Origin of the sequence: Leuconostoc palmae (assembly GCF_019656075.1) — a bacterium.
GTDB classification, from domain to species: Bacteria; Bacillota; Bacilli; order Lactobacillales; family Lactobacillaceae; genus Leuconostoc; species Leuconostoc palmae.
On record NZ_BPKZ01000001.1, the window covers coordinates 31,140 to 54,720 of the forward strand.

Consider the following 23,581-nt stretch of genomic DNA (forward strand, 5'->3'; position numbering starts at 1 on the left):
TATTGAGATAGTTTAATGAGATTTTATCACACGTCTATTTATTCATAACTTTTTGTAAGTATCTCATAAACAAGCGATTTATAACAATCAAATATTGTATATCTTTACACATAACATTATGATTACAAAATAAAAAAGCATACGTTATCGTATGCTTTTTGTTAACCTTCGCTTTGAATCAACTTGTCACCCAATTCATAGTTATGTGAATAGTCCACTGGGATGTCAACCACAACTGGTCCCTTAGTATTAAAGGCTTCATCTAATACAGATTCTAGTTCATCCGGTGTATTGACACGTAATCCTTTGGCACCGAAACTTTCAGCATATTTAACTAAATCAATATTACCGAAATCAACACCTGCAGATTCACCATCATACTTCATTTCTTCTTGAAATTTGACCATGTCATAGTGCGCATTATCATTCCAAACAATGTGTACTGTGTCAAGATTCAAACGCACAGCTGTCTCTAATTCCATAGCTGAAAAGAAGAATCCCCCATCTCCCGAAACAGAAATAGACTTAGCATTTGGACGTACCATTGCTGCCGTAATAGCCCATGGTAAGCCAACACCTAATGTTTGCATACCATTTGAAATCAAGAAGTGACGAGCCACATATGACTTAAAATGACGAGCCATCCAAATGTAGTGAGATCCAATATCAGTAGAAACAGTCATATCATCAGTTACACGTTGTTGAATTGCTTTAATAACATTCAAAGGATGATTTAAGTTCCCTTCAGCTGGTGTATAGGTAGGTTCGTCTGATGCGTTTAAGTCATCTTTTAACTGTTTTAAAGTCGCACGACTTTCATCTGGTAACTTGTAACCCTTTAGTTGTTCTGACAAAATTGATAAGCTTTGTGCTATATCCCCAACAAGTTGACGTTGCGGTACAAAGTTGTTATCAATTTGGACAGGTGCTGTATCAAGCGCAACAATATTTAACTGATTTTCCTTGTTCCAGTTACGTGGTTCATATTCTATCGCATCATAACCAACTGTAATGACTAAATCAGATTGCTTAAGTAGTTTGTCCCCCGTTTGGTTTCGGAACAATCCAATACGGCCAAAGAAAGTCGCTTCTTCAAGGTCTCTTGAAATAACACCCGCTCCTTGGAATGTTTCAACTACTGGCAAAGGTGTCTCTCCCAATAACTGATGCAATGCCTCTACAGTCATATCATCAGAACCACGAGCACCAACTAACAATACTGGTAGCTTTGCTTCTCTAATTTGTGCGGCAAGCCACTCCAAATCAGCAATTGATGCTGCACCTTGTTTAGCTTCAGCAACTTGAGGTAGCGCTTCAATAGTAACAGGTGCATCATCAACATCCTGTGGCAAAGATACAAATGCAGCACCTTTTTTAGCACCATTTGCTGCTGAAAACGCATTAGCAATAATTTCAGAAATGTTGTTAGGATCTTGAATTTCTGAACTAAAATTAGTAATTGGATTAAATAGAGCAACAGAATTGGTTGATTGATGTGTTAAACGATATAGATCACGTCGTGGCACTTGACCACCAATAGCAACAACAGGGTCACTTTCAGCACTTGCGGTCATCAAACCAGTTGCTAAGTTACCAACACCTGGTCCAGAAGTCACTACAACAACACCTGTTTTACCAGTGATTCGAGCAAATGCTTGTGCCATGAAAGCTGCATTTTGTTCATGGCGTGTCACAATAAGCTTGGGTGCTTTTCTCCCCTCCGCTGTATGTTCCAATGATTCAAACAAACGATCAATTTTTGCACCTGGAATACCAAATACCAAATCCACACCGTGATTGTTCAAACTCTCTACAACAAGATCTGCACCGTACTTTTGTTCTGCCATTTTATATTAAGGAGTGTGCGCTGCGTATATGAGATATAATACGTGGTGTCACTCATTTCCTCCATATTTATTAATACACATATCATAGCACTTTTTATCAAATATTTCTAAGCTAAAGATTGTGAAGAATATCTCTATATCAACTTTTAGGCCTTCACAATATCAAAAAGCAACCTAATGAAAGGTTGCTTTTCTTATTTAATCACTAAATTCAAAGACAAAGTCTGAGTTATTAATTCTAACGTCATCTCCATCCTTAGCACCTGCTTCACGCAAAGCGTCATCAACACCCATGTGTCGTAATTGACGACCAAATCTCATGATAGTTGCATCTCGTTGGATATTTGTCATTAAGAATAACTTTTCGACTTCAGCACCGCCAACAATCCACTCTTCAGTTTCTTCAGACCATTCAACTGTAAATTCATGATGTTCCGGTGTAAATTCATAAGTTTTTTCACTTGCATTATCGATTACCACTTCAGTACGATAACTTTCAGGTGCTGGCGCTGTGGCCAGCATATCTGCAGTCACATGCATTAGTTCTTTTACACCATCACGCGTCAAAGCAGAAATAGGCATAATCAATGGTTGCTCAGGTAATCCCGAATCAACAGCTACCTGTTCACGAAAAGCTACCAAGTTTTCTGCTGAGTCCGGCATATCCATTTTTGTTGGCACAACGATTTGTGGGCGACTTAAAATTGTTTCATCATATTGTTTTAACTCGTCCAAAATTTTACGATACTGTGTGTAGGGATCTGTACCTTCTATACCAGACATATCTACAAGGTGCAATACAACACGTGTTCTCTCAACATGTCGTAAAAATTGGAAACCAAGACCGATACCTTGTGATGCACCTTCAATCAAACCAGGTAAATCAGCCATTACGAAATCACGGTCATCATCTAATCTTACCATGCCAATATTTGGTGCTAATGTTGTAAAATGATACGCTGCTACTTTTGGTTTAGCATTAGATACTACAGACAATAATGTTGACTTACCAGCTGAGGGAAAACCAACTAGTCCGACATCGGCTAACACTTTCAATTCTAATTTAATTTTTTTAATCTCACCTGGTTCACCATTTTCAGATAACTCTGGTGCTGGATTAGCTGGGGTAGCAAATCGAATGTTCCCTCTACCACCACGTCCACCTTTAGCGATAACTAGTTCTTGTCCGTGTTCTAACAAGTCACCTAGTACCTCGCCGGTTTCAGCATCTTTAACAGTGGTGCCTTGTGGCACTTTAATATAGCGATCATCTGCTGATGCGCCTGTCATTCCTTTGGTACCACCATTGCCACCTGGTTGTGCCTTGAAATGCCGATTATAACGAAAGTCCATTAACGTTCTTAAACCTTCATCGACTCTAAAAATGATTGAACCACCATGTCCACCATCCCCACCAAAAGGGCCACCCATGGCAACAAATTTTTCATGTCGAAAAGACACTATGCCGTCGCCACCTTTACCGGCTTTTACTTCTATTTCAGCTTGATCTACAAATGCCATAATTAATTTTGTGCGCGTGGTGGTCAACTTTAAAACTACATAGGTTTCTAAATTGAAAGCCCAACTAGCGCCTTTCTCCTTGTCTGCTCAATAATTGAGCTTACGATGCTTTTAATAATCCAGTTTACCATAATTTAATCTATTATGCTATCACTCAGTTTTTAACCTTTTACTTGTAAACTCATATGAATTACTCGTGCTAATTTCTCGTTTATCCCTATCGCCTGTAATTCTGAAATTGTTGCATTAGCAATTTTTGGTAATGACCCGAACTCTCTTAATAATTTTTGCCGTGTTTTGGGTCCAACACCATCAATCATATCTAATCGACTCGCCAACGAATTCTTACTTCTCAACTGTCTATGAAAATTAATTGCAAACCGATGCACTTCTTCTTGGACACGTTGAATCAAGAAAAAGCCTTCAGATTGTTTATTCAATGAGATTATTTGGTCTGTCTTGCCGTCAATGAGTTCAGCAGTTTTATGCTTATTATTTTTAACCATTGCTGCAATTGGTAATTTGGTTAACCCTAATTCATCTACTAAAACTTCTTGCGCAGCATGTAGTTGTATTTCACCACCATCCATCAAAATTAAGTCTGGTAGCTCACCACCTTCTTTTAATAATCGTGAATAGCGTCTGCGAATAACTTCTTGAGTTTCACGCCACTCATCGGCATGGTTAACTGACTTGATTTTATATTTGCGATACAAGTCTTTATTCGGCATACCATCATCAAATACAACCATGGCACTAACAATTTCGACACCCTGTGTATGAGAATGATCAAATGCTTCAATACGTTTTCCCATTGGAATATTTAGTGCATCAGTAATTTCTCGCATAGCACCAGTTGTTTTCTTTTCATTTAATTGCATTAAACGAAACTTTTCTTCCAAAGCAATTTGAGCATTTTTACCAGCAAGATCTAGTAAATCTCGTTTTTCACCTCGAACTGGTATGCGCACTGAGACACCCAAAATATCGCTTAGTGCTTCCGTATTGATACCTTTTGGCACTAACACTTCGCTTGGCTTTTGTATATTTCGCTGGGCATAAAACTGTTGAATAAAACTCGTTATTTCTTCATCTTCCGCACCGACAACCGAAAATGTTTGCTTGAATTGACGAATTAATCGCGCCTGTCTGAGGAAAAATACTTCAACAGTCATCCAACCTTTATCCAAATAATAATTGAATAAATCTCTGGGTGTTGTATCCTTTGATAAAACACGTTGACTTTCAACAGTCTCGTCAATATATTTTAATTGATCTCTTAAATCTGCAGCCAGTTCAAACTCTAAAGTCTCTGCAGCATGTTGCATCTTTTTAGCAATTTGTTTCTTGACAATGGTTGTATCGCCATCTAAAAATCTTTTGATACGTTTCACTTGTTCATCATATTCCGAAACTGGTACTTCATGCCAACATGCCCCCAGACACTGTCCCATATTGTAATATAAACATGGACGGCCCTGAAAACCATTGCAGCGTCTTAAAGGATAGTTTTTTTCTAAGAATCTTAAGGTTTCCTGAGCTGCAAAAACGTTAGGATAAGGTCCAAAATAAAAGCCACCATCCTTTTTGACTTCACTGACCATCACCATTTTTGGGTCACGCTCATGAGTTATTTTGATATAGGGATATCCTGTACCGTATTTTAATCGAATGTTATAGTATGGTTTATATTTTTTGATTAATTCATTTTCTAAAAGAAAAGCTTCTTTATCAGAATTAGTCACAATATAATCAAAATCTGCAATGTTTTGAACCAGTTCAGCTGTTTTACCTGTATGTTCTTGTTTAAAATAAGAACGTACACGATTTTTCAAGTTTTTGGCTTTACCAACGTAAATGATTTTACCGTTCTTATCTTTCATCTGATATGACCCGGGTTCTGACGGAAGTAAGGCAAGTTTTTGTTCAATGTGTTTTGATTGGTTTCTTAGCATGTTCTTATTATACCAAGCTACTAACTGATTATGTGTAACAAAAAAACATGCGTTCGCATGTTTTCAAAAATAATTAAGATTGATGTTTCAATGCGTAAGCAATGAAGTCATGATATAAACCTTCTGGTCGTTCAGGTCTTGATAAGAATTCAGGATGATACTGCGCAGCAATGAAGAAATCATTTTGAGGATACTCAATTACTTCCATCAAACGGTTATCTGGGGATGTTGCTGAAAATACCATCCCAGCTTTTTCAAATTCTTCACGGAATTTAGTATTAAATTCATAGCGATGACGATGACGTTGTTCAACTTCTTCAACATCCCCATACGCATGAGCTGTTTTTGTACCTTTAACAAGCATTGCAGGATATAATCCCAAACGTAATGTGCCACCTAGGTTTTCTACATTTTCTTGATCTTTCATTAAATCAATAATAGGTGCGTTTGTTTCTGGATTCAATTCAGTTGAATTAGCATCTTCATAACCTAACACATGGCGAGCAAATTCTACTGAAGCTAATTGCATACCTAAACAAACACCTAAGAACGGAATATTAGATTCACGCGCAAAGCGTATGGCTTGAATTTTACCTTCAGTACCTCTTTCACCGAACCCACCAGGAACCATAATACCGTCAACATCTGAAAGCAAGTCTGCTACATTATCTGCAGTAACTGTTTCTGATTTGATATGGTTAATGTTAACATCAGCATTTTGAGCATAACCCGCATGCTTTAACGCCTCATTGACTGATATATAAGCATCAGGTAAGTCGGTATATTTACCTACTAATGCAATGTTAACTTTTCTTTTTGGATGCTTGATATTGTCAACCATTGCTGACCAATCTTGCATATTAGCCTTTGGCGCGCTAACTTGTAACTTATTTAACACAACATCATCCATACCTTGAGCCTGCATGTTTAGCGGAATATCATAAAGTGTCTCAACATCACGTGATTCAATAACTGCATTTTCATTTACATCAGTAAAAGTTGATATTTTCTTTTTTAGTCCGTCTTCAAGTGGCTCAGATGTTCTTAGAACAATCATGTCTGGTTGTATACCCAATGAGCGTAATTGCGCAACAGAATGTTGAGTTGGCTTTGTTTTTGCTTCACCAGCGGCAGTCAAATATATAATTAAGCTTGTATGAATATAGAAAACATTTTCACTTCCTAAATCAGACTTCATTTGGCGCAATGCCTCTATGAAAGGCAAACTTTCTATATCGCCAACAGTTCCACCAACTTCAACAATAACAACGTCAGCATCGGTTGACTCTGCCGCTTTTTTCATCTTATCTTTGATAGAATCTGTAATATGTGGAATAACTTGAACTGTCCCACCATTATAATCACCACGACGCTCTTTTGCCAAAACTTCTGAATAAATACGTCCAGTGGTAACGTTAGAATACATATTGGTATTAATATCCATGAAACGCTCATAGTGTCCCATGTCCAAATCAGTTTCTAAACCATCTCCAGTAACAAATGTTTCACCGTGTTGATAAGGTGACATTGTTCCCGGATCAATGTTGATATATGGATCAAGCTTTTGTATTGCTAACTTTAAACCACGATTTTTTAACAAACGGCCAAGTGAGGCCGCAACAATACCTTTTCCAAGTGACGATACTACACCACCTGTTACAAATATATACTTCACTTGTTTTTCTGCCATGATGCCTCCTCATGAATAAGCGTCTATACGCATGCGATAAAATTAGGGGGAATAATTAAAATAGAAAAACTCCCAAGTTAAACTTGGGAGCTGTTAACGTCTGTCCCAACAAATGGGAGCCCTAATATATATTACAGAGTATCACTATTTTTGTCAAACAAATTATTTAAAACATTAAGCCTGTTTTTTAAATACTGTTACCGTTTCAACATGAGTCGTTTGCGGGAATTGATCAAGTGGTTGAACCGGTCCATCTATTTCAAATCCTTCCGCAATAATTTCAACTGCATCACGTGCTAAAGTAGCAGGATTACAACTAATGTAAACAAATGTTTCTGGATTCATCGCACTAACTGCTTGTATTAATTCAGATGTTAAGCCTTTCCGCGGTGGATCCACAAAGACAACATTTGGCTTCAAACCTTCTGCCGCCCATTTCATCATTTGCTCAGGTGCATCAGCTTTAATAAATTCAACATTCTTGATTTGGTTATGACGGGCATTTTTTTCAGCATCTTCAACTGCTTCTTCAACAACTTCGACGCCATATACCTTTTGGACCTGGTCAGCTACTGATAATGTAATTGTTCCAATACCAGAATAGGCATCAACAACTAGGTCTGTACTACTCAATTCTGCTTTTTCAGCTGCTAATGTGTATAACTTAGCAGTTGTTTGTGGATTAACTTGATAGAACGAATTTGGTCCGATAACAAAGTCTTTATTCATTAACTGATCATGAATTTCATCAGCACCCCAAATGGTCTCGTTCCATTGTCCCATAATCACATTTGTATCATGATTATTAATATTGTGGATAAAACTCTTTAATTCGGGAAGTTTTGCCCTTAATTTTTCAGCAATTGTTTCAGCTTCAGGTAAACGTTTAGTATTTGTCACAATAACTACCATAAGCTCATGTGAATAAAATCCACGACGAGCCATAATGTGACGCACAACACCTCTTTTTGTTTCTTCGTTATAAGCAGATATATTTAATTCACGTAAAATATCACGCGTAATTGTGACTGCCTCATCCACTTTAGGATCTTGAATGTAGAAATGTTCAACTGGCACTAAATGATGAGAACCGCGACGGTAAAATCCTGTTTCCAAACGACCATTTACTTCTTGAACCGGTACTTGGGCCTTATTTCGATATTCAGTAGGATTTTCCATACCAATTGTTGGATTAACCGTCACATCAAGATTCACTTTTTTGAATAGTTGTTCGACTTGCTGCTGTTTGAAAGCTAGTTGCGCTTCATATTTCAAATTAGCTAATGGTGCAATCCCTGTGGTAATTGCAACTTGATCAACTTCCTTCACGCGATTAGGTGATTCTTTTAAACGTGTTACAACACGTCCAAAAGCAAAGTTTTTTTGAACTTTTGTAATCCCTACTTTAACAACTTCACCTGGTATTGCATCAGAAACAAATATTGGGAAATTTTCAATTTTGACAACACCCATTCCTTGATAAGTGATATCAACGACTTCACCTTCAATTTCCTGATTTTTCGTCACAGGTGCTTTTGTGTAATAAACTCGATTGGCTTTTGCCATAGCATTTCGCTCACTTTCTTTTTTGCGCCTTTTGATACGCACTTTAAAACATTATTTAACGTCGAGTTTTTCGACGTCTGCCATAAATCTTTTCTTAGTACGATCAGATATTGTAGCTGCTTCTGGCATTCCAGAACGATTTGCAACAAATTCAATATGTTGTTGTAAGTCTGTAAATAACATTGGCGCATCTCCACCATACTCGCCATCTAAATTAACTTTAAGTTGATCGTCATCAAGAGGAATAATCTCGACTTTATTGGTCTTTTTATAGATCAATTGAGCATTATCAACATGCTTACCACCGTTCAACATTTGTGCAACCATTTGCAAGATTTGCGCTAAATTGGATTCTTTAATGATTAACAAAGTGAATTTACCATCATCTAATTTTGCGTCAGGTACAATTGATTCAAAACCGCCAACTGAATTAGTCAACGCCAAAAAAATCATAGAAATACGGCCAGCATACTCCCCATCGTCAAATACTACACGTGCGTTAACTGGCTTAATCCGTGTAATTAATTCAGCCCCTTTAACTAAGTATGCTAAATATCCGTATAGAGACTTCATTAATGAAGGTACCGCATAAGTTACCTCACTTATAGTACCTAATGCTGCAATATTCATAAAATATTTGGTTTGTCCATATTGGTCAATTTTACCAATATCCATCTTAATTGTTTCATTTTGTAAGATAATTTTGGCTGATTCTAAAGGCTCATCTCTCGGTAATTTTAATGCTCTGGCATAGTCGTTTGTTGTTCCTGCTGGTATAACAGCCATCATAGGTCTGTTTTCAAGTGGCGCTAGACCATTAACAACTTCATTGATTGTGCCATCTCCTCCTGCAGCAACAATTAAGTCAAACCCTGCTTCAGCAGCACGCTTTGCTTCTTTAGCAGCAGACAAAGGTTCCGCTGTCGTAGCAAAAGCAGACGTTTCATACCCAGCTTCTTCATAGACATGTAGAATATCAAGCATCTCACGTTTAATGGCTTCTCTTCCAGAAGTTGGATTATAAATAATTCTTGCTCTCATTTTTAGTATGTCATCAGTAACTGAATTGGAATCAAGTATTAGACTGTTACTTCGATTGACATAATCCTTTCATAAAACTTATGTACACAGGCATCAGCCTGCTGTTAACTAGCTAAAATGTTATTTAAAAATTTAGTCTATTCTAAAAATGGTTTCTTTTATCGCTTAGCTAATTCTTCTAGCAACATTTTGTTCATAATCCCTGGATTAGCCTGTCCCTTAGACATTTTCATTAATTGACCAATCAAGTAGCCAGTTGCTCGATCTTTTCCACCCTTGAAGTCTTCAATTGATTGTGGGTTATTATCCAATACCTCAGTAATCCAACCAAGGAGAATATCAGGGTCACTAATTTGTACCAAGCCATTTTTCTTAGCAAAAGCTTCAGGCTCTTCACCAGCCATAATCGCTTCAAAAACTTGCTTAGCTTGCTTAGTGGAAATAGTACCTGCTTCGATTAATTTAATCATTCCTGCCAAGTGTTGTGGTGTTAGTTTTGTTTCTTGTAATTCTACTTGATGCTTATTCATATAGGCATTAACATCGCCAATCAAATAATTGGCTGCACGTTTGGCGTCAGCACCCGCTAAGATTGTTGCATCATAGAAATCGGCCATAGCTAACGTCTGAGTTAAGACCTCGGCGTCATATTGTTCAATTCCAAGACGCGAGACATAATCATTTTGACGTTCAAAAGCAGACTTTGGTAATTCGGCTGCCACATGATCAATCCATTCTTGATCAATAACTACTGGTGATAGATCGGGTTCTGGGAAATAACGGTAATCATCAGCGCCTTCTTTGACACGCATCAAAATTGTTGATTTTGTTGGTTCATTATATCGTCGAGTTTCTTGTTGAATGACACCACCCGAACGTAATACTTCTGCTTGTCTTTTTTCTTCAAAAATCAAGGCATTACGTACGTAATTGAATGAGTTAATATTTTTCATTTCAACTTTAGTGCCGTATTCTTTAGAACCGTAAGGACGAATAGAAATGTTAACGTCTGCACGCATTTGTCCTTCTTGCATCTTTGCTTCTGAAATACCAGTAAACAAGATAGCTTGTCGTAACTGTTCCAAGTAAGCATATGCCTCATCTGGTGAACTAATATCAGGTTCAGACACAATTTCAATTAATGGTGTACCCTGTCTATTCAAATCCACATAGGAATATCCATCTGTCCCATGAGTATTTTTTCCAGCGTCTTCTTCAACGTGCATTTCTTTAATACGAATTCTTTTAACTGTACCATCTTCTAGGTTAACATCTAAATAACCATTCGTACCAATAGGCGTTTGAGATTGAGTTGTCTGATACGCTTTTGGATTATCCGGGTAAAAATAATTTTTACGATCCCACCGAATGTATGGTGAAATTGTTGCATTTAATGCTAATGCTGCACGCATACCAAATTCTAGTGCACCTTTATTTGCCACAGGTAACACACCTGGATAACCAAAATCAATAACGTTTGTATTCTCGTTAGGTTGGTCTCCATAATGTACTGGTGAGGGTGACAAAAGTTTTGAGTTGGTTTGCATTTCAACGTGAACTTCAAGTCCAATAGTTGTTTCAAAGTTTCCTGTTCCCATTGTTAAGTGTCCCCTTTAATAATCTTTTGCTAAATCTGGTAATGTTTCAAACAAACGACTAGCCTGTTCAAAAGCATAACCTGTTTGGTAAACTGTTGCCTCATCAAATGGCTTACCAATAATTTGTAGACCAACTGGTAATCCATCAACAAAACCAGCATTGACAGAGAGTCCAGGTAATCCAGCAAGATTTACTGGAATAGTCAACACATCAGCTAAATACATTGCTGTTGGATCGTCAACTTCTTCACCAATACCATAGGCAACAGTCGGTGCTGTTGGTCCAACGATAACGTCATAATCAGCAAACACTTTATTAAAATCTTCAATTAATAATGTACGTATCTTAGCTGCTTTTTTAAAGAAAGCATCATAGGCACCCGCAGAAAGTGAAAATGTACCTAGCATGATGCGACGTTTCACTTCATCACCAAAACCTTCTGAACGTGTTTTAATATACAAATCTTCTAGATTTTTTACATCATCCGCTCTATAACCATAACGCACACCGTCATAACGTTGTAGGTTTGATGATGCTTCTGAAGCCATAATAATGTAATAGGCAGCAACACCATATTTTGTATGTGGCAAACTGACTTCATCAACAGTTGCCCCCATCGCTTCTAATTGTGCAATAGCAGCTTTTACGGTTGCTGCAACCTTAGAATCAATCCCTTCACCAAAGTACTCCTTTGGTACAGCTATTTTGAGTCCTTTAACATCACCAGTTAATTTAGAGGTAAAATCAGGTACTTCTTCATTTGAAGATGTTGAGTCCTTCTCATCAAATCCTGCAATGGTATTCAATACCTGAGCATTATCTAACACTTTGCGCGTGAATGGGCCTACTTGATCAAGTGATGATGCCATAGCAAACAATCCCCAACGTGATACACGTCCGTAGGTAGGTTTCATACCAACAATCCCATTAAATGCAGCAGGTTGACGAATTGATCCCCCTGTATCAGATCCCAATGCAAATGGGACTAGTCCAGCAGCTACGGCAGCAGCTGATCCGCCAGATGATCCGCCTGGTACTTTTGTTTGATCCCACGCATTGGCAGTTGTTTTGTAATAAGACGTTTCAGTTGATCCGCCCATCGCAAATTCATCCATATTGGCTTTTCCAACTGAAATTGCACCAGCTTGACTAAGCTTCTCGACTACAGTTGCATCATACACTGGTTTAAATCCTTCTAGTATATGTGATGCACCAGTTGTTTGAATACCTTTAGTTGATAAATTATCTTTTAAAGCTAATGGTATACCAGTTAATAAGTGACTAAAATCCTGCTTATCATCTATTACTTTTGCTTGTTTTAGTGCTTCTTCTGGATTAGTGATTATAAACGCATTTAACTTGTTATCAACTTTGTCAATGTTATTTAATGTCGCCTCAGTTACTTCTGTAGCAGTAATTTCTTTATTGGCTAAAGCTTTATTTAAAGCGATAATGTCTTTTTCAAAATAATTAATTGTCATATTATTCTCCCTCGCCATCTAAAATAGCCGGAACTTTAATTAACCCTGCAGATGAGAGTGGTGCATTTGAAAGTAATTCTTGTTTTTGTTCCCAGTTATTTGCAATATCATTTCGGAGATGATTTACATTTTTGGTTACTGAATAAGTTGGTTGAACATCATCAGTATTCACTTCAGCTAATGTATTAAAAATATTTAAAATATCACCTAATTGTGTGGTGAACTGTACTAATTCATCATCATTGAAAGCTAGTTTTGCTAAACTAGCCACGTGAGCAACTTCTTCTTTTGAAATAGTTGTATCTGACATTAATCTACTCCTCTATCTTTACGCTTTGTATGTCCTAAAAAGCTGTTGGACTCCTGTATGTACACTAATTTATTTTACCATAACTTAGGCTGCCTCTACTCTTGCATTTTATAAACATGAGCGTATAATGAATCATGTTGTATAAACGACATGACCAATAACTTTGTTTAGCGTCTCACCGTCGCTCTACACAGCTATTGGCGACATTTTAGAAAGGTGGATATGATTATGGCCCTTACACAAGAACGTAAGAACGAAATCATCAAAGCATATGCTCGCCACGAAGGCGATACTGGTTCAGCTGAAGTACAAATCGCAGTTTTAACTGCTGATATTAACGAGTTGAACGTACACATGGCAGCTCACAAGCATGATTTCCACTCACAACGTGGTTTGATGAAGAAGATTGGTAGCCGTCGTAACTTATTACGTTACCTCCGCAATACTGATATTCAACGCTATCGTGAACTAATCCAACGCTTAGGTTTGCGTCGTTAATCTTAAGATTATCTGAAAACCTCGTATCAAATTTAAGGAGAAAAGACATATGCCTGTTATTGAATCAGCAATTCAACGTGTTCGTCTTACAAAGAAGCAACACGATCGTAACGAACCTCAGACAAGTGCTTACCGTACAGCTGTAAAGCGTTTTGAAAAAGCTGCAGCTGCTGGTGAAGAAAACTTGGCAGAATTGTACAAGACTGCTTCTTCTGCTGTTGATCGCGCCTACTCAAAAGGCTTGATTAAGAAGAACAAGGCTTCACGTGAAAAGTCACGTTTAGCTAAGTACGTTAAGTAACAAAAAAGACTTGGAATTCATGAATTCCAAGTCTTTTTTGTTACTTAATGTTTAATATAAATCTTTCAAATAATAACTCTGGATCTTGACTAGTAGATTTTAATTTAATTTCAATATTAACCATACCTAAAAAGCCATCTCTTAACATTTTAAGTGGATATTTTTTTATTGCTTGCCTTGCTAATTTTATACGATAAGGATGGACACCACCGAGTTGCTGACTAACTTCCTGATCAGTCCCTCTTAAAGCCGCGACTTGCAATAATAATCTAAATTGGCCAGTTAAAACAGCATTAACTCTAAGTGGTTGTTCGCCATTTTGCAATAATTCTCTATAGATCATTAACGCTTGTTTCACTTGATTACTCATAACAGCATCTACTAAATCAAAAACATTGGCAATTAATGTTTTAGGAACCAATTCATCTATTGCAATAATATCAATTTTTTTATCTTTTGTCGCATATGCCATTAATTTTGGCAACTCATGCAACATAGTGGTGTAGTGAGCATTAGTTCGCAATAAAAATTCTTGCATTGCATCATTATTCATACTGTAGCCGTATTGACTCAAATATTCCATAACTGCTTGTCTAGCTGCTTGTTCGCCTAGTGCTGGCAGCTCTATATTTTCAGCATTTTTTAATATAGTTTTTGTTATTTTTTTGCGTTTGTCAATTTTTAAATCATTAATCAAAAAAACAACAATATTTTCAGCCACAGGTTTATCTAATAAAGATAATAACTGATTTTGATTCTGCTCACTGAGTTTGCCTTTTGAGGTTAAAAAATCCGGATTTTTAATCATGACAACACGACGCTCTCCAAAAAAAGGCATAGACATGGCATCGCTCATCGCTAAATCAAATTCTTGTTGCGTTAAATCAAATTCAGAATAATTCATATCCCTGTCCTCTGGCAATATCATTTCTTTAAAACTACGATGTGCGCGTTGGACGAGAATCTCTTCATTTCCGGTGATAGTATAGAAATTTGCTAGAGCATTATTTTTAATTTGTTGCTGAAGTTGGTTTAAGTTCATGAACCAGTTTTACCTCAAAATGACCTTTTTCTTTATAATATATATATTTAATCATGCCATGCGTCTGTGTATTAAAACAGAATATCCTGTTTTCTTGACAAGTAGATATTGTCTCTTGATGAGGATGATTATACCTATTTTGACGCCCAGCAGAAATTATACCATACTGTGGTTGCCATTTTTTTATGGTTTCCGGATTGGTCGATGTTTTTGACCCATGATGACCTAACTTTAAAATATTTACAACTAAATTAGGATAATATTCACTGATTGCCTTTTCCCCATTTTGATCTAAGTCCCCTGCAGTCAGTATATATTTGCCCCCAACACGCCCATACAAGGCAATTGAATCTTCATTTTCACCAACACCATTATTGAATGGATGTAAAACTTTTAATGGCAGTTTGGGTATTTTATCCCCAGCCGTTACTTCATGAACTTTGGCATTACGAATGTAAGGTAATATTTCACGTTTAAATGCTAACTGTGATTCCATACCCTTTGGTATAACAACATTTTCCACTCTAATATGTTTTAAAATGTATTTAGCGTTACCGATATGATCAAAATCTTGATGCGTCAGAACTAAATTATTTATCTTATGAATGCCAAGACTATGTAAATAACGTACAACAACTTGTTCGCCACTATTATAGTCAACCTGATTTTTTTGCCAATCTTTTTTCTGAACAAAAGACAACTTACCACCTGTATCAATCAAAGAAACAGATTTATTAAATGGTTCACGAATTAAAGCTGCATCCCCTTGCCCTATATCAAACGTGGTAAATTCACCATTAAACGGCAGATGAATAATAGCAAAAGAAATCATTAAATTAAAAAGCCACACGTTTCGCGCATACTTAGTAATTTTCTTTTCACGATCAAATAACATCACAGCTGTTATAAACAATATACTTGCTGACAACCAATGCATTCTCCCAAAAACAATATTACCTGGAAACTGAGATAAAGCATTTAAACTACTAGTAAATAAACTAATCACCATATTCATCGTTTCAACTATTGAACAAAAAGATTGTCCCAAAAAACCAATGATGGCTGCCGGCACGATTAGAACACTAAAAATTGGTATCGCTGCAAAATTGACAAAAGTCTGTAAGATGTGCCAATGATATTGTTGAGAAAGAATTAAAGGCATACTAACAATACTCAATAAACAATTGGTTTGCCAAAAATTGATGTGTCTACTAAATAATAAGCAAAATGTCATCGCAAATGATAATTGCCCACCCAAAGTCAACAAAATACATGGTTCATAAATCAGACTTCCTAATAAGCTAATCGACCAAGTATTCATGGCTTTTATTCTTTTAAAACCCATTAAGTTTGTCATTCTCAAAAATCCTGATATGATTGCTCTTGCTAGAACTGCTTGTTCTCCAGCAAAAATAAAATAACAAAACAGCACAAACATACTAATCCCGGCAACAATCTCTTTTGGCACATATAACCGTCTTAAAAATCCTTTAATAAATCTAAGTACATAATTAACATGAAATCCAGAAACGCTAAATAAATGAATTAATCCTAAAACTTGAACACCTGGATTATGATCGTAAAAACTCACGGGTGTAGTACCAAAAATAATTGACTGTGTGTATTCTCCAAGTGGATTAGGCAATCGACTAGCGTTCATTATTCCTAAACAATGCCACTGTCTAATATGCCAACAAAAAACTTCGATACAATTTTTTGGTTGAGCTACCATTATTCGAATTGATTTAACATCAATTTGATGTGTAATATGCTTATTATCATAATGTGTTTGTAAATCAAATTGACTAAAATTAGTCGCACATGGTATTCGTTTAAAATCACCAACTGCTTCAACATGGATTGTTTGAGCTATCTTTTGCCAATGCCTCTTTTCTGATTTATTTTCTAATGTCTTAAATACTCTAATAGTCTGTCCATCATTATCTTGTTTGAGATGGCACCTTAATTTATCACCGTCAATAGCAATAGTATCAGGTAAAATCAAGCCACAAATTTCTTTGTTTGATATATCTAACTGATTTTTTTGTAGATGTAATTGATAGGCATCCAAAGAAAAATAAACTATAAAGGGAATTGCTAGTAAAAGTAATAGTTTAATTAATTTATATTGAAAGTTAATAATAATAATCAATAAAATAGAGATAAAAATTGTAAATGTTAAACTATTGCAATGATAAATTAATAAAGCAGTTGCAGCAATAAACAACGTTGAAAGAAGTAAATTATTATTTTTCATCAAACAGTTAATCGATCTTTTAACGTCTCAAATCTTTTTTCCCCAATACCTGAGATCATCTTCAAATCATCTATTTGTTTGAATTGCCCATGTTCTTCTCGATAAGCAATAATCTGTTCAGCTTTCTTACTACCTATTCCCTCTAGATTTTGTAACTCCGAAGAATTTGCTGTATTAAGATTAACTTTGTTCTCTCCCTTACCATCTTCTCCATTTTTTTGTGTATAGTTGGGTGATATTTCTCCCTTTACCGGTATATAAATGATGCCACCATCATTTTGCTTTTGTGCTAAGTTAACTTGACTAATATCTGCATTTTCTACAACCCCACCTGCTTTTGCCAAAGCTACTTGTGTCCGAGGGTTATCTGTTATATCGTAAACACCTGGTTTATTCACAGCCCCTTTAACATCAACTAAAATTACCATTTTTTCGGATTTGTGATTACTTCCACTACTCGATTCTTTAAATGATATATTTTGTTGATTATCTACCACTGCTGTGCCAGATTCATTTTTTTTAGTCCCATTAACTGTGATTATAAAAGCCAAAACTATAAGTAAAAATACTATGAAAAAACTGCTCACCAAAATTTTATAGTGTTTAATGAGTTGTTGAATAAATTCGATTTTCTCCGCCATTGTATTGTACCTCTTGAGCATAATACGTCATTTCATTAAAAACACTAAAAAACACCTAACCGAAGTTAGGTGTTAGTTTGGCATGTAAGATTCGCTCTTACGGGCGATTATTGGTTGTCACACCAATAACAAAGTCGCGTCACCTCAGTGCAAGCACTGTTAGTCATGGTGAGAAAATAGGGCTCCACAACCTCTATTAACACCTGCATCTATACGAGACTTACGATTTAACGTAGCAGGCCGCCTTCGGCGCTAATTTTTCAAGCGCTTCGACTCATCGCATAAGTAATATTATACCAACTAAATAGTAAAAAGTCAAATCATTTATCGTCTAAACTAGTAATGAAATCATGTCACTATTCAATTTAACAAAATGACTATATAATAATTAGTATGATAAAAATAACTACTATTGAACAATACGTTGTTGGCAAGTGTGCCAATCCTAAAAAATATCAACTTGAAGATGTCTTCATTTCCGAATTCCACGTTAACTCTAAACGAGACATTGCTCAATTCTTAATTGATTCTTACTCACTTGGTGAACTAACAAGCATAAAACACACTTCTTCAAAACATATTTTAGAGTTTACCACTCAATTATTTGATCAATCTATTCAACTAAGAGCCAATATTATTTATGACGTTTAAAAAGAGTAGTGCCTAATAAAGGACTACTCTTTTTGTTCAGAATCTTTTTCAACTTCGGCAATCTTCTCTAGTTGATCAGTAAACCACTGAGAAATTTTATTTTTAACACTGTCTGGATCATCAATAAATGCGGCAACAGTACTAGCTATTTTAATGACTAAACTAGACTTGCTCACATAAGGACTCTCGACAATCATATAGAGATTAACAACATCCTCTTGATTTTCTGGTAATATGATTTTTTTTAATTGATTCACATATCTCAATGGTAAATTGATAATATTTGTCTCTAGAATTAACTTTGTATCTAAGTCATCGATCCCATCGCCAATATTGAGCTCAATATGCATAAATTGCTTATTGTCAACTTGTTTCTCAAGTGCCGAAAATAGCTCATCTAACGCAATATCTTTTTCTGGTAAGACATTGATTACTTTTTGATAATAATTGTCATCAACAATATTATTGAGTGCTTCTTGGCTAGTGATTTTCATGTCATTGCCACCTTGTCTTACTTTTCTTTATGAGGCATACGTTCCCAAAAATCTGCTTTGTTAACTTGACGCGAGCGTGCTATTCCCATTGCATGCATTGGAATATCTTTTGTAATTGTTGATCCTGCAGCTGTGATGGTCTCATTTTCTATAGTTACTGGCGCAACAATTTTAGTATTAGAACCAATAAATACATTATCTCCGACTTTAGTGTGGTATTTATTCACACCATCATAATTAACAAAAATAGTTCCTGCACCAACATTGACATCTGATCCAACTTCAGCATTGCCAATGTAGGTTAAATGCCCGGCTTTTGTGTTTTTCGCTAGCATTGCTTGTTTGACTTCCACAAAGTTACCAATGTGCACATTATCCTTCAAAATTGTATCAGGTCTTAAGTGCGCATACGGACCGATGGTAACGTTATTTTCAATAATCGTATTTTCTATATGTGATGTTGTAATAACATTGCCATCCCCAATTTCACTATTACTAATACGTGAACCACTGGTAATCAGATTATCTCGACCAATAACTGTGTGTCCTAGGATAGTAACCCCACCTTCAACTACAGTGTCTTGCCCAATCACGACATCCGCATCAATATAGGTATTTTGGGAATCCATTAATTCTACACCACTTACCATGAGTTCATGATTAATTCTTGAATACATAACACGGTTAGCAACCGACAATGCTACTCGATCATTAACACCTAATGACTCTGTAAAGTCCTGCAATGTATGCGCACCAATCTGATGACCAGATTTTCTCAAAATATCGAGCGTATCAGGCAAATAATACTCACCTTGGGCATTATTATTCTTCACTTGAGCAAGTGCTTCAAAAAGCAATTGATTATCGAAAACATAAACACCAGTATTAATTTCTTGAATGCGCCTTTCCGTAACACTAGCATCTTTTTGTTCTACAATCTTCAAAACAGTGTCATCATCTGCTCTAACAATTCTACCATAGCCCGTAGGATTATCTGCCATAGCTGTCAAAACAGTCACTGCATTATTAGACTTCTGATGTTCTTTAACAAATTCTGCCAATGTATCAGAGCGAAACATGGGTGTATCCCCAGACATAATCAACGTGACTCCTACCTTATCGGCCAATCTCTCTTGAGCCTGTTGCACCGCATGTCCAGTTCCTAATTGTTTTGTTTGCAAAACAAATTCACTATGATCGCCGACATGTTTAGCCACACTTTCAGCACCAACACCTATAACTGTAACTGGTTTGTTGTCTGTAAGTGGTTTAACTGCATCAATCACCCAATCAATCATTGCCCTACCAGCAACTGAATGTAATACTTTAGGTACACTAGATTTCATACGTGAACCATGACCAGCAGCTAAGACTAAAACATTTACTTCTTCATTCATTAAAACTAATCCTCATGCTTATAAATTTCTGTCAAATAATTACCAGCAGTAACTAGTATAGGATCCCCGTTTTTAAGATTTGTATCAACATGTAATAATGATGTAAAACGATCCAATAATCTAGTAGTAGAACGACCTTCTGCAAATACAGCAGTGCCAACGACTGTTCCGTCAAACTCGCTGACAAGAGTTTGCATACCTTGAATTGTGCCGCCTGCTTTCATAAAATCATCAACAATAAGAACACGTGATCCAGTTCTTAATGAGCGACGTGACAATTCCATTTTTTCAACTCTCTTAGAGGACCCTGTTAAATAATTAACAGAAACTGTTGGTCCCTCAGTTACTTTAGCATCATCACGAACAATCACAAAAGGTACATTAAGTTGTTCCGCAACAGCTTGAGCTAGAGGAATTCCCTTTGTTGCGGCAGTCATAACAGCATCGATATTATCTCTTAGATACTGTGTCGCAATTAAACGCCCTGCTTGTCTCAATACATCTGGTCTACCTAGCAAATCTGATAAATAAACATAACCACCTGGTAATACACGAGTTTCATCATTGACATCACTGCGAATTTGTTCAATGAACTCTTTAGCTTCATCTTCAGCCATATAAGGTACAAATCTTGCCCCACCAGCAGCTCCCGGAACGGTCTCTAAAAGACCGGTTCCACGTTCCCTAAAGGTTCTTTTTAGAATGGATAAATCCTCAGAAATGGATGATTTTGCAGAATCATAGCGTCTAGCAAAATAGGACAAGGAAATAAGGGTGCGCGGACGTTCTAGCATATATCTAGCCATATCCACAAGGCGATCCGAACGACGTGTTTTCATATTACATTAACGTACTAAATAGTTTTTAGCACGTGTTCTCCTTTAATTATTAATCATTAAGTTCCATTATATCACTAGCAGAACATTAACGTTCGGTATTAAGCTTTTTTTTGAAATTGCCAAACTGATAGTAAATAAATCAACACTTCAATAACAGCTATAAAGAAACTTGTTGGCAAATTTGTTAAATACGCTATTGTCAAGCCAACCCAAGTACCAAATAAAGCAAAGGCAACTGCCAAGCCCATAAGTTTTAGTGTACTTGTTACATAATATTTTGCACTAGCTGCAGGCAAGGTCACTAAAACAAATATCAATAGTGAACCGACTAGCTGTGACGAAATACTAACTGATATGGCAATAATCACCAAGAAAATATAGCGCACCATCTTTTGCGAATTGCTCTGTAAGAACATGCCTGCTTCATCAAAAGAGAGTTGTCTTAACGCACGATAATTAAATAGCAGCACCAAAATCACAATAAATGCCAGTATCACTAGCAACAGTAAGTCTTGATGACTGATACCTAAAACAGACCCAAATAATATTCCAGTGGCTGCAGTGGTACTAGTATGTCCAAGCGCTAAAAATAGTATGCCCATTCCAATAGCTAATGCCGATACTGCGCTTGTCACATTATCACGCTTAGTATAGCCAGATTCTAGTGCGCCAATTAAAAGAGAGGCACTACTTGTTGCTAACATCATACCCAGTAGTGCTGGCCAGCCAACAAATAATCCAAATGTAGCACCAGCAAATCCAATCTCGCTTAAAGAATGTGTTAAAAATGCATAATTTCGTGCCACTACAAATGTGCCAACTATTCCTGCAATTAGGCTAACTACCGTTCCCGCCATAAATGCATTTTGCATAAAATCATAATTAAACATTTCTGACCTCATCTTCATCGTGTCTGTGTGTCATCTCTAAGGTTAACACATTTAAATCCTCTGCTTCACCTTGTGACACTGTCCCATTTTTAAACAGTAAATAGCCATCTGCAAACTGTGAAACTAACTTTAGCTCATGCGTAATGAACAGAATAGTTAAATTATGAGCCTTCTGTAGTGCTGTCACATTTTGAAGCAATGCCACTTTATGCTCGTGATCAAGACTAGCCGTTGATTCATCCAATATAAGTAATTCAGGCGATTTGACTAAAGCTTGTGCAACATAGGCTCGTTGTTGCTGTCCTCCAGAAGCTAACCCCAATCTTTTATCAGCAATATCAGCTAAATCCATTCTAGTTAATGATTCAGAAATACGCTTTTTTTCTTGATTGGAAAGCCAAAAACGCCACCCTGAATTGTAGCTCAAACTAACAAACTCAGAAATACTTAAAGGGTAATCCCTACTGATGTCACGAAATTGTGGCACAAAACCTATTAGAGTCGTATTGACTAATAATTCTCCTGTGGTCTGTTGGTTTTGTCCTATGATTGATTTTATAAAAGTTGTCTTGCCTGCGCCATTTTCTCCCAATAACGCAAAAAAGCGTCCTGCTGGTACGTCAATATTGACATCCGACAAGACTACTCTTTCACCATAACGGATACCAAAATTTTTTGTCTCAATTATTCCCATTATTTATCACTTTCTGTTACTTCTAATGCTTTTTTTAGCTGTTCAACTAATCCAAACTGCCAATCCAAAATATTTTGATTACTTGGCAGAACTTGATTAAATGTCACTACTGGCAACTTTAAATCTGTTGCCAGTTTGATCAATCTTTTATCATTGTCACTCTGATCTTGTGGCGCAGTTAGTATGAAGTTGATTTTTTTATTTCTAATATCTTCTTCAATCTTTTTGAAGTCATTGTCTGTAGCTGTTTCTATATTTAACCACTTACATTTATAATTCAACTGAGACATAAAAATTTGTTGTGCATTATTCGTCGCAATAAACTGAACATTACTTTTGGATTTTAGATTATTAATATCTTCTATTAATAATCTATTATGAGATAACAAATTTTGACTATTATGAATATAAAAATCTCTATTTTGAGGATCAAAATCGCTCAATAAATCCGACAATTTAGAAATAGTTTTAGTTGTTATTTCAGGACTTAGCCAATAATTGCTCCCATTTTGATCAGATACAACATCGCTTGCCACCAAAAGCTTAGCATGCGACTTTAACTTACTTCGTTGTACTAATAATTGGTCACGATGATTGTCAGCTATAATAATTTCAGCGTGCTTGAAAGCTTTTTGATCCTCATGTGTTTTTAAATCACTACTCACTAATCTCACCTGTCCACTATCACTAGTAACAGCTTCCGCAATTTGTTGATAGACAACATTATCAGTCACTATTTTTACTGGAACATGTTTTGGAGGTGGTGTCCCAACCGTCATATTGATAAAAATCAAAAAAATACCAATAGGAATTAATAAAATTGTTAATATAGCGTAAATAACTTGCTTATTCATTATTAAATTTATC

At 36.2% G+C, this 23,581-nt stretch carries 21 protein-coding genes; 3 read left to right on the top strand and 18 right to left on the bottom strand.

Annotated elements, in window-relative coordinates; genetic code table 11:
- Nucleotides 1-161 precede the first annotated feature (161 nt).
- The 9 genes from alsS to gatC all read right to left on the bottom strand — a co-directional run bounded on the left by alsS (nucleotide 162) and on the right by gatC (nucleotide 13,010).
- Nucleotides 162-1,847: an acetolactate synthase AlsS gene (alsS, locus tag K5Q12_RS00135; RefSeq protein ID WP_220741747.1), complete on the bottom strand. Its 1,686-nt coding sequence runs from the start codon at nucleotides 1,845-1,847 to the stop codon at nucleotides 162-164.
- 198 nt (nucleotides 1,848-2,045) lie between these two features.
- The gene (obgE, locus tag K5Q12_RS00140) at nucleotides 2,046-3,368 is read right to left on the bottom strand and encodes a GTPase ObgE (RefSeq protein WP_220741748.1); all 1,323 of its coding nucleotides are present in this window, start codon (nucleotides 3,366-3,368) and stop codon (nucleotides 2,046-2,048) included.
- A 161-nt stretch (nucleotides 3,369-3,529) separates the two neighbouring features.
- Nucleotides 3,530-5,323: an excinuclease ABC subunit UvrC gene (gene uvrC / locus K5Q12_RS00145; RefSeq protein WP_220741749.1), complete on the bottom strand. Its 1,794-nt coding sequence runs from the start codon at nucleotides 5,321-5,323 to the stop codon at nucleotides 3,530-3,532.
- Between the two features lie 73 nt (nucleotides 5,324-5,396).
- Entirely contained in the window at nucleotides 5,397-7,013 is a 1,617-nt protein-coding gene (pyrG, locus tag K5Q12_RS00150) for a CTP synthase (RefSeq protein ID WP_220741750.1), read from the bottom strand.
- 174 nt (nucleotides 7,014-7,187) lie between these two features.
- On the bottom strand, nucleotides 7,188-8,579 hold the full coding sequence (gene rlmD / locus K5Q12_RS00155) for a 23S rRNA (uracil(1939)-C(5))-methyltransferase RlmD (protein WP_220741751.1): 1,392 nt from the start codon (nucleotides 8,577-8,579) through the stop codon (nucleotides 7,188-7,190).
- Nucleotides 8,580-8,630: 51 nt separating this feature from the next.
- On the bottom strand, nucleotides 8,631-9,620 hold the full coding sequence (locus tag K5Q12_RS00160) for a diacylglycerol kinase family lipid kinase (RefSeq protein ID WP_220741752.1): 990 nt from the start codon (nucleotides 9,618-9,620) through the stop codon (nucleotides 8,631-8,633).
- A gap of 158 nt (nucleotides 9,621-9,778) precedes the next feature.
- Nucleotides 9,779-11,218: an Asp-tRNA(Asn)/Glu-tRNA(Gln) amidotransferase subunit GatB gene (gene gatB, locus K5Q12_RS00165; protein ID WP_220741753.1), complete on the bottom strand. Its 1,440-nt coding sequence runs from the start codon at nucleotides 11,216-11,218 to the stop codon at nucleotides 9,779-9,781.
- A gap of 15 nt (nucleotides 11,219-11,233) precedes the next feature.
- Nucleotides 11,234-12,700, bottom strand: coding sequence for an Asp-tRNA(Asn)/Glu-tRNA(Gln) amidotransferase subunit GatA (gene gatA, locus K5Q12_RS00170; protein WP_220741754.1), 1,467 nt, complete (start codon nucleotides 12,698-12,700; stop codon nucleotides 11,234-11,236).
- Between the two features lies 1 nt (nucleotide 12,701).
- Nucleotides 12,702-13,010, bottom strand: coding sequence for an Asp-tRNA(Asn)/Glu-tRNA(Gln) amidotransferase subunit GatC (gatC, locus tag K5Q12_RS00175; RefSeq protein WP_220741755.1), 309 nt, complete (start codon nucleotides 13,008-13,010; stop codon nucleotides 12,702-12,704).
- Between the two features lie 228 nt (nucleotides 13,011-13,238).
- Here gatC and rpsO point away from each other — a divergent pair, with 228 nt between their 5' ends.
- Nucleotides 13,239-13,508 carry a 30S ribosomal protein S15 gene (gene rpsO, locus K5Q12_RS00180; protein WP_220741756.1) on the top strand — a complete coding sequence of 90 codons (270 nt, stop codon included), beginning with the start codon at nucleotides 13,239-13,241 and terminating at the stop codon, nucleotides 13,506-13,508.
- Between the two features lie 49 nt (nucleotides 13,509-13,557).
- Nucleotides 13,558-13,809 carry a 30S ribosomal protein S20 gene (gene rpsT, locus K5Q12_RS00185; RefSeq protein WP_220741757.1) on the top strand — a complete coding sequence of 84 codons (252 nt, stop codon included), beginning with the start codon at nucleotides 13,558-13,560 and terminating at the stop codon, nucleotides 13,807-13,809.
- Nucleotides 13,810-13,849: 40 nt separating this feature from the next.
- Here rpsT and holA read toward each other — a convergent pair whose 3' ends face one another.
- Genes holA through K5Q12_RS00200 form a run of 3 tightly spaced genes read right to left on the bottom strand, consistent with a single transcriptional unit; the run spans nucleotide 13,850 to nucleotide 17,749 of the window.
- Entirely contained in the window at nucleotides 13,850-14,851 is a 1,002-nt protein-coding gene (gene holA / locus K5Q12_RS00190; protein ID WP_220741758.1) for a DNA polymerase III subunit delta, read from the bottom strand.
- A complete protein-coding gene (locus tag K5Q12_RS00195; RefSeq protein ID WP_220741759.1) occupies nucleotides 14,820-17,108 on the bottom strand; it encodes a DNA internalization-related competence protein ComEC/Rec2 in 2,289 nt (762 codons plus the stop codon). Before K5Q12_RS00195 ends, holA begins: the two co-directional genes overlap by 32 nt.
- Nucleotides 17,108-17,749: a helix-hairpin-helix domain-containing protein gene (locus K5Q12_RS00200; RefSeq protein ID WP_220741760.1), complete on the bottom strand. Its 642-nt coding sequence runs from the start codon at nucleotides 17,747-17,749 to the stop codon at nucleotides 17,108-17,110. The genes K5Q12_RS00195 and K5Q12_RS00200 overlap by 1 nt, the downstream gene beginning before the upstream one ends.
- Nucleotides 17,750-18,142: 393 nt before the next feature.
- On the opposite strand from K5Q12_RS00200, the gene K5Q12_RS00205 reads away from it, so the two are divergent.
- Nucleotides 18,143-18,400 (top strand): hypothetical protein, encoded by a 258-nt coding sequence (locus K5Q12_RS00205; protein ID WP_220741761.1) that lies wholly within the window; start codon nucleotides 18,143-18,145, stop codon nucleotides 18,398-18,400.
- A 23-nt stretch (nucleotides 18,401-18,423) separates the two neighbouring features.
- On the opposite strand, the gene K5Q12_RS00210 is transcribed toward K5Q12_RS00205, so the two are convergent.
- The 6 genes from K5Q12_RS00210 to K5Q12_RS00235 all read right to left on the bottom strand — a co-directional run bounded on the left by K5Q12_RS00210 (nucleotide 18,424) and on the right by K5Q12_RS00235 (nucleotide 23,568).
- On the bottom strand, nucleotides 18,424-18,894 hold the full coding sequence (locus tag K5Q12_RS00210; RefSeq protein WP_220741762.1) for a hypothetical protein: 471 nt from the start codon (nucleotides 18,892-18,894) through the stop codon (nucleotides 18,424-18,426).
- A 17-nt stretch (nucleotides 18,895-18,911) separates the two neighbouring features.
- Nucleotides 18,912-20,291, bottom strand: a complete 1,380-nt coding sequence (gene glmU, locus K5Q12_RS00215; RefSeq protein WP_220741763.1) for a bifunctional UDP-N-acetylglucosamine diphosphorylase/glucosamine-1-phosphate N-acetyltransferase GlmU — start codon at nucleotides 20,289-20,291, stop codon at nucleotides 18,912-18,914.
- 5 nt (nucleotides 20,292-20,296) lie between these two features.
- Nucleotides 20,297-21,130, bottom strand: coding sequence for a pur operon repressor (gene purR, locus K5Q12_RS00220; RefSeq protein WP_220741764.1), 834 nt, complete (start codon nucleotides 21,128-21,130; stop codon nucleotides 20,297-20,299).
- A 98-nt stretch (nucleotides 21,131-21,228) separates the two neighbouring features.
- On the bottom strand, nucleotides 21,229-22,020 hold the full coding sequence (locus K5Q12_RS00225; RefSeq protein WP_220741765.1) for a metal ABC transporter permease: 792 nt from the start codon (nucleotides 22,018-22,020) through the stop codon (nucleotides 21,229-21,231).
- Nucleotides 22,013-22,714 carry an ATP-binding cassette domain-containing protein gene (locus tag K5Q12_RS00230; RefSeq protein WP_220741766.1) on the bottom strand — a complete coding sequence of 234 codons (702 nt, stop codon included), beginning with the start codon at nucleotides 22,712-22,714 and terminating at the stop codon, nucleotides 22,013-22,015. Before K5Q12_RS00230 ends, K5Q12_RS00225 begins: the two co-directional genes overlap by 8 nt.
- Nucleotides 22,714-23,568: a metal ABC transporter solute-binding protein, Zn/Mn family gene (locus tag K5Q12_RS00235; RefSeq protein ID WP_220741767.1), complete on the bottom strand. Its 855-nt coding sequence runs from the start codon at nucleotides 23,566-23,568 to the stop codon at nucleotides 22,714-22,716. The genes K5Q12_RS00230 and K5Q12_RS00235 overlap by 1 nt, the downstream gene beginning before the upstream one ends.
- Nucleotides 23,569-23,581 lie beyond the last annotated feature (13 nt).

Excerpts from the sequence above, each read along its gene's own strand:
- K5Q12_RS00205 (WP_220741761.1), top strand. The coding sequence starts at position 18,143 with ATGATAAAAATAACTACTATTGAACAATACGTTGTTGGCAAGTGTGCC.
- rlmD (WP_220741751.1), bottom strand. The coding sequence starts at position 8,579 with ATGGCAAAAGCCAATCGAGTTTATTACACAAAAGCACCTGTGACGAAA.
- K5Q12_RS00160 (WP_220741752.1), bottom strand. The coding sequence starts at position 9,620 with ATGAGAGCAAGAATTATTTATAATCCAACTTCTGGAAGAGAAGCCATT.
- glmU (WP_220741763.1), bottom strand. The coding sequence starts at position 20,291 with ATGAATGAAGAAGTAAATGTTTTAGTCTTAGCTGCTGGTCATGGTTCA.
- K5Q12_RS00200 (WP_220741760.1), bottom strand. The coding sequence starts at position 17,749 with ATGGCGGAGAAAATCGAATTTATTCAACAACTCATTAAACACTATAAA.
- K5Q12_RS00195 (WP_220741759.1), bottom strand. The coding sequence starts at position 17,108 with ATGAAAAATAATAATTTACTTCTTTCAACGTTGTTTATTGCTGCAACT.
- gatC (WP_220741755.1), bottom strand. The coding sequence starts at position 13,010 with ATGTCAGATACAACTATTTCAAAAGAAGAAGTTGCTCACGTGGCTAGT.
- pyrG (WP_220741750.1), bottom strand. The coding sequence starts at position 7,013 with ATGGCAGAAAAACAAGTGAAGTATATATTTGTAACAGGTGGTGTAGTA.
- uvrC (WP_220741749.1), bottom strand. The coding sequence starts at position 5,323 with ATGCTAAGAAACCAATCAAAACACATTGAACAAAAACTTGCCTTACTT.
- purR (WP_220741764.1), bottom strand. The coding sequence starts at position 21,130 with ATGAAAACACGTCGTTCGGATCGCCTTGTGGATATGGCTAGATATATG.
- K5Q12_RS00225 (WP_220741765.1), bottom strand. The coding sequence starts at position 22,020 with ATGTTTAATTATGATTTTATGCAAAATGCATTTATGGCGGGAACGGTA.
- gatA (WP_220741754.1), bottom strand. The coding sequence starts at position 12,700 with ATGACAATTAATTATTTTGAAAAAGACATTATCGCTTTAAATAAAGCT.
- K5Q12_RS00230 (WP_220741766.1), bottom strand. The coding sequence starts at position 22,714 with ATGGGAATAATTGAGACAAAAAATTTTGGTATCCGTTATGGTGAAAGA.
- holA (WP_220741758.1), bottom strand. The coding sequence starts at position 14,851 with ATGAACTTAAACCAACTTCAGCAACAAATTAAAAATAATGCTCTAGCA.
- gatB (WP_220741753.1), bottom strand. The coding sequence starts at position 11,218 with ATGGGAACAGGAAACTTTGAAACAACTATTGGACTTGAAGTTCACGTT.
- K5Q12_RS00235 (WP_220741767.1), bottom strand. The coding sequence starts at position 23,568 with ATGAATAAGCAAGTTATTTACGCTATATTAACAATTTTATTAATTCCT.
- rpsT (WP_220741757.1), top strand. The coding sequence starts at position 13,558 with ATGCCTGTTATTGAATCAGCAATTCAACGTGTTCGTCTTACAAAGAAG.
- rpsO (WP_220741756.1), top strand. The coding sequence starts at position 13,239 with ATGGCCCTTACACAAGAACGTAAGAACGAAATCATCAAAGCATATGCT.
- obgE (WP_220741748.1), bottom strand. The coding sequence starts at position 3,368 with ATGGCATTTGTAGATCAAGCTGAAATAGAAGTAAAAGCCGGTAAAGGT.
- K5Q12_RS00210 (WP_220741762.1), bottom strand. The coding sequence starts at position 18,894 with ATGAAAATCACTAGCCAAGAAGCACTCAATAATATTGTTGATGACAAT.
- alsS (WP_220741747.1), bottom strand. The coding sequence starts at position 1,847 with ATGGCAGAACAAAAGTACGGTGCAGATCTTGTTGTAGAGAGTTTGAAC.